Origin of the sequence: Saccharomonospora halophila 8 (assembly GCF_000383775.1) — a bacterium.
Classification (GTDB): Bacteria; Actinomycetota; Actinomycetes; order Mycobacteriales; family Pseudonocardiaceae; genus Saccharomonospora; species Saccharomonospora halophila.
Map to the genome: position 1 here is coordinate 3,490 of NZ_KB912545.1, position 4,307 is coordinate 7,796.

Genomic DNA, 4,307 nt, shown 5'->3' on the forward strand with positions numbered 1-4,307 from the left:
GGCGCCGGGCACACCCGCGAGCTCGTGCGCCGGGTCGCGACCACCCCGAGGGCGGAGGAAGGCACCCGCGGGGACCTGGCCACCCTGGTCGACCAACTGCGCCGGCCCCCACGGCGCCGTGGCCTGGCCGTGCTCATCTCGGACTTCCTCGGCCCGGTGAACTGGGAGAAGCCGTTACGGGCGCTGTCGGCCCGGCACGACCTGGTGGCCGTCGAGGTACTCGACCCGCGCGACGTCGACCTGCCGGAGGTGGGCTCGGTCGTGCTCGCCGACCCGGAGACCGGACGGCAACGCGAGGTCACCGTCTCCGCGTTGCTGCGCCGCGAGTTCGCCGCCGCCGCACAGGCGCACCGCGCCGAGGTGGCGCGCGCGATCCGGCAGGCGGGTGCCGGACACCTGGTGCTGCGCACCGACTCCGACTGGATCGCCGACACCGTCCGGTTCGCCGTGGCCCGCAAGCGCGGATGGTCGGGGGCCGCCTCATGAGCATCTCCGGTTTCACGTCACCGTGGTGGTTCCTCCTGCTGATCGTGGTCGCCGCGGTCGCGGTCGGGTACGCGCTGGCCGTGCGGGCGCGGCGCAGGCACACCATGCGGTTCACCAACCTGGAACTGCTCGACCGGGTGGCGCCCCGGCGCCCCGGCCGGGTGCGGCACGTGCCCGCCGTGCTGCTGGTGGTGTCGCTGACGCTGCTCACCGTCGCCTTGGCCGGGCCGACGGCCGAACAACAGGTGCCCCGCAACCGCGCCACGGTGATGCTGGTGATGGACACCTCGCTGTCCATGGAGGCCACCGACGTCGAACCCACCCGGCTGCGGGCCGCGCAGGACGCCGCGCGGTCGTTCGCCGACGGGCTCACCCCGGGGGTGAACCTGGGGCTGATCTCGTTCGCCGGGACCGCCACCGTGCTGGTGGCCCCGACCACCGAACGCGCGGGGGTCGTCGAGGCCATCGACAACCTCAAGCTCGCGCAGTCCACCGCGACCGGTGAGGGCATCTTCGCCGCCCTCCAGTCGATCGAGAGCTTCTCCGCCGTCGTCGGCGGCGCCGAGGGCCCCCCGCCCGCCCGGATCGTGCTGATGACCGACGGCAAGCAGACCGTCCCGCAGGACGAGTACGCCCCCCGCGGCGCCTACACCGCCGCCGGGGCGGCCGAACAGAAGGACATCCCGATCACGACGATCTCGTTCGGCACCTCCTACGGCACCGTGGAGATCGAGGGACAGCAGGTGCCCGTCGAGGTGGACGACTCATCGATGCGGGAGATCGCCCGGTTGTCCGGCGGCGACTTCTACAAGGCGGCCACCGCCGAACAGCTCCGACAGGTCTACGCCGACCTGGGGGAGCAGATCGGGTACGAGACCGAGGAGGTCGAGGTGTCCCGACCGTGGGTGGTGCTGGGCACGCTCACGCTCCTCGCGGCCGCGGGCAGCTCGCTGCTGATCGGGCAGCGGCTGCCGTGACCGGCCCCGGCGCGGCGGTGCGGTGCTTCACCCGGCCGCGCCGGGGAAGCCGTGCTGGCGCCACGCCTCGTAGACCGCGATCGAGGCGGTGTTGGTGAGGTTCAGCGACCGCGACGACGCCAGCATGGGCAGCCGCAGCCGGTCGGTGATCCGCGGGTCGTCGAGCACCTCGGGGGGCAGCCCGACCGACTCCGGCCCGAACAGCAGCACGTCCCCGGCCGTGTAGGCGACGTCGGTGTAGCGGCGGCGTGCCTGTGTGGTGAAGGCGAACACCCGCGCCGGGTCCAGTGCCCGCCAGGTGCTGTCCAGGTCCGGGTGCACCCGGACGTGGGCCAGGTCGTGGTAGTCGAGCCTGGCCCGGCGCAGGTACTTGTCCGCCATGGAGAAGCCCAGCGGTTCGACGAGGTGCAGTTCGCTGCCGGTGTTGGCGGCGAGCCGGATCGCGTTGCCGGTGTTCGGCGGGATCTCGGGCTGGTAGAACACGATCCGGAACACGACCTCTCCCGTCCCCTTCCCGTGGTGTGTGGGTGCGTCCTGGCGGGGTCCGATCCTGCCGGGTGCCGCCGCGGCCGGGGGAGGTGACCCCCGGTGGGCGCGGCGGACGGATCCCGGACGTGCGCGCCGGGGGCGAACGGATAACCTCGGCGCGGACAGACATCGCATCACCGGCGCGAGGAGTGGCACGTGGGACGGTCCGTACTGGTCACAGGAGGCAACCGCGGCATCGGTCTGGCGATCGCGCGCGACCTCGCCGACGCCGGGCACAGCGTCGCGGTGACCCACCGGGGCTCCGGCGCGCCCGAGGGGCTGTTCGGTGTCGAGGCCGACGTCACCGACGCCGAGCAGGTCGACACCGCCTTCAAGCAGGTCGAACAGCACCAGGGGCCGGTCGAGGTGCTGGTGTCGAACGCGGGCATGAACGACGACACGCTGCTGATGCGGATGAGCGAGGACCAGTTCACGCGGGTGGTGGACGCCAACCTCAGCGGTGCCTACCGGGTGGCGAAACGCGCCTCCCGGGGGATGCTGCGGGCCCGGTGGGGCCGGTTCGTGTTCCTGTCCTCGGTGGTCGGCCTCGCCGGGGGCGCGGGTCAGGTGAACTACGCGGCCAGCAAGGCCGGCCTGGTCGGGCTCGCCCGCTCGCTGACGCGCGAGCTGGGGTCGCGGGGCATCACCGCCAACGTCGTCAGCCCCGGATTCGTCGTCACCGACATGACCGACGAACTCACCGACGAACAGCGGCAGGCCGCGCTGGACCGGATCCCCGCGGGCCGCTACGGCGAGGTCTCCGAGGTCGCGCACGCGGTGCGGTTCCTCGCCTCCGACGAGGCCGGCTACGTCAACGGCGCGGTGCTGCCCGTCGACGGCGGCCTCGGCATGGGGCACTGACCGGCCACGACCGAAGCCCCGCGCGCCGTGCGGGGCCGACGCCCCTGATTTCCCGACTCTCACCGACTTGGAGGACTGGTGTCCGGACTGCTCGAAGGGAAGCGACTGCTGATCACCGGGGTGATCACCGACGCGTCGCTGGCGTTCCACGCGGCCAGGGTCGCCCAGGAACAGGGCGCCACGGTGGTGCTCACCGGATTCGGCCGGCTGTCGCTGGTCGAGCGGATCGTGAAGCGGCTGCCGGAACCGGCGCCGGTGCTCGAACTGGACGTGCAGAACCCCGAGCACCTGTCCACGCTGGCCGACCGGGTCGGTGCGCACGTCGACGGGCTCGACGGCGTGCTGCACTCGATCGCGTACGCGCCGCCGAGCTGCCTCGGCGCGCCCTTCCTGGACGCGCCCGCCGAGGACGTCTCCACGGCCGTGGAGATCTCGGCGCACTCGTACAAGTCGGTCGCCAACGCCGTGCTGCCGCTGCTCACCCGTGGGTCGTCGGTGGTGGGCATGGACTTCGACGCCCGGGTGGCCTGGCCCGCCTACAACTGGATGGGCGTGGCGAAGGCGGCGCTGGAGTCGGTCAACCGCTACCTGGCCCGCGAGTTGGGCGAACACGGCGTGCGGGTCAACCTCGTGTCGGCGGGCCCGATGAAGACGATGGCCGCCAAGTCGATCCCCGGCTTCGCCGAGCTGGAGGACGGTTGGGGCGACCGCGCCCCACTGGGCTGGGACACCACCGACCCCGAGCCGGTGGCGAAGAGCATCTGCGCGGTGCTGTCCGACTGGCTGCCCGCCACCACCGGCTCGATGATCATGGTGGACGGCGGGGTCCACGCCACCGGACAGTGATCCGCACCCGCGTGTGATCCATGATCCCCCGCGGGGGACCCGGCTCTGCGGGTCCCCCGCGGCGGCGGGAGGATGAGCGGCGTGCACTACGACGCGTTGCTGTGGTTGTCCTTCGGAGGGCCCGAGGGCGAGGACGAGGTCATGCCGTTCCTGGAGAACGTCACGCGGGGGCGGGGCGTGCCCCGGGAACGGCTGGAGGAGGTCGCCGAGCACTACCACCGGTTCGGAGGCGTGTCGCCGATCAACCGGTTGAACCGGGAGGCGATCGCGGCGGTGGAACGGGAACTGGCCGAACAGGGCCTGCCGCTGCCGGTGTACTTCGGCAACCGCAACTGGCACCCGATGGTGGAAGACACCGTGGCGCGTATGGCCGACGACGGCGTGCGCACCGCCCTGGTGTTCGCCACCAGCGCCTATGGCGGCTACTCCGCGTGCCGGCAGTACGACGAGGACCTCGCACGCGCCCGTGCCGCCGTGCGGGAGCGGGCGCCGCACCTGCGCAAGCTGCGGCACTTCTTCGACCACCCGCTGTTCGTCGGGGCCCTGGCCGACGGGGTGCGCGCCGCCTACGAGCGGCTCGGGGACCCGGCGGCGCGGCTGGTGTTCACC

At 72.6% G+C, this 4,307-nt stretch carries 6 protein-coding genes; 5 read left to right on the forward strand and 1 reads right to left on the reverse strand.

Translation table 11 applies throughout. The features are described from left to right. Both SACHA_RS21505 and SACHA_RS0110720 read left to right on the forward strand, forming a co-directional pair. The coding region (locus tag SACHA_RS21505; RefSeq protein ID WP_019809572.1) for a DUF58 domain-containing protein at positions 1-486 on the forward strand (486 nt) is incomplete at its 5' end. Beyond that, positions 483-1,463, forward strand: a complete 981-nt coding sequence (locus tag SACHA_RS0110720) for a VWA domain-containing protein (protein ID WP_028663070.1) — start codon at positions 483-485, stop codon at positions 1,461-1,463. The genes SACHA_RS21505 and SACHA_RS0110720, both read left to right, overlap by 4 nt. A gap of 27 nt (positions 1,464-1,490) precedes the next feature. On the opposite strand, the gene SACHA_RS0110725 is transcribed toward SACHA_RS0110720, so the two are convergent. Continuing rightward, a complete protein-coding gene (locus SACHA_RS0110725) occupies positions 1,491-1,958 on the reverse strand; it encodes a tRNA (cytidine(34)-2'-O)-methyltransferase (RefSeq protein WP_019809576.1) in 468 nt (155 codons plus the stop codon). 189 nt (positions 1,959-2,147) lie between these two features. Between SACHA_RS0110725 and fabG the strand changes: the two genes are divergently transcribed. The 3 genes from fabG to SACHA_RS0110740 all read left to right on the forward strand — a co-directional run. After that, positions 2,148-2,852, forward strand: a complete 705-nt coding sequence (gene fabG, locus SACHA_RS0110730) for a 3-oxoacyl-ACP reductase FabG (protein ID WP_019809578.1) — start codon at positions 2,148-2,150, stop codon at positions 2,850-2,852. Between the two features lie 78 nt (positions 2,853-2,930). Next, on the forward strand, positions 2,931-3,698 hold the full coding sequence (gene fabI, locus SACHA_RS0110735) for an enoyl-ACP reductase FabI (RefSeq protein ID WP_019809580.1): 768 nt from the start codon (positions 2,931-2,933) through the stop codon (positions 3,696-3,698). An 81-nt stretch (positions 3,699-3,779) separates the two neighbouring features. Next, on the forward strand, positions 3,780-4,307 hold a 528-nt coding region (locus tag SACHA_RS0110740), incomplete at its 3' end, for a ferrochelatase (protein WP_019809582.1).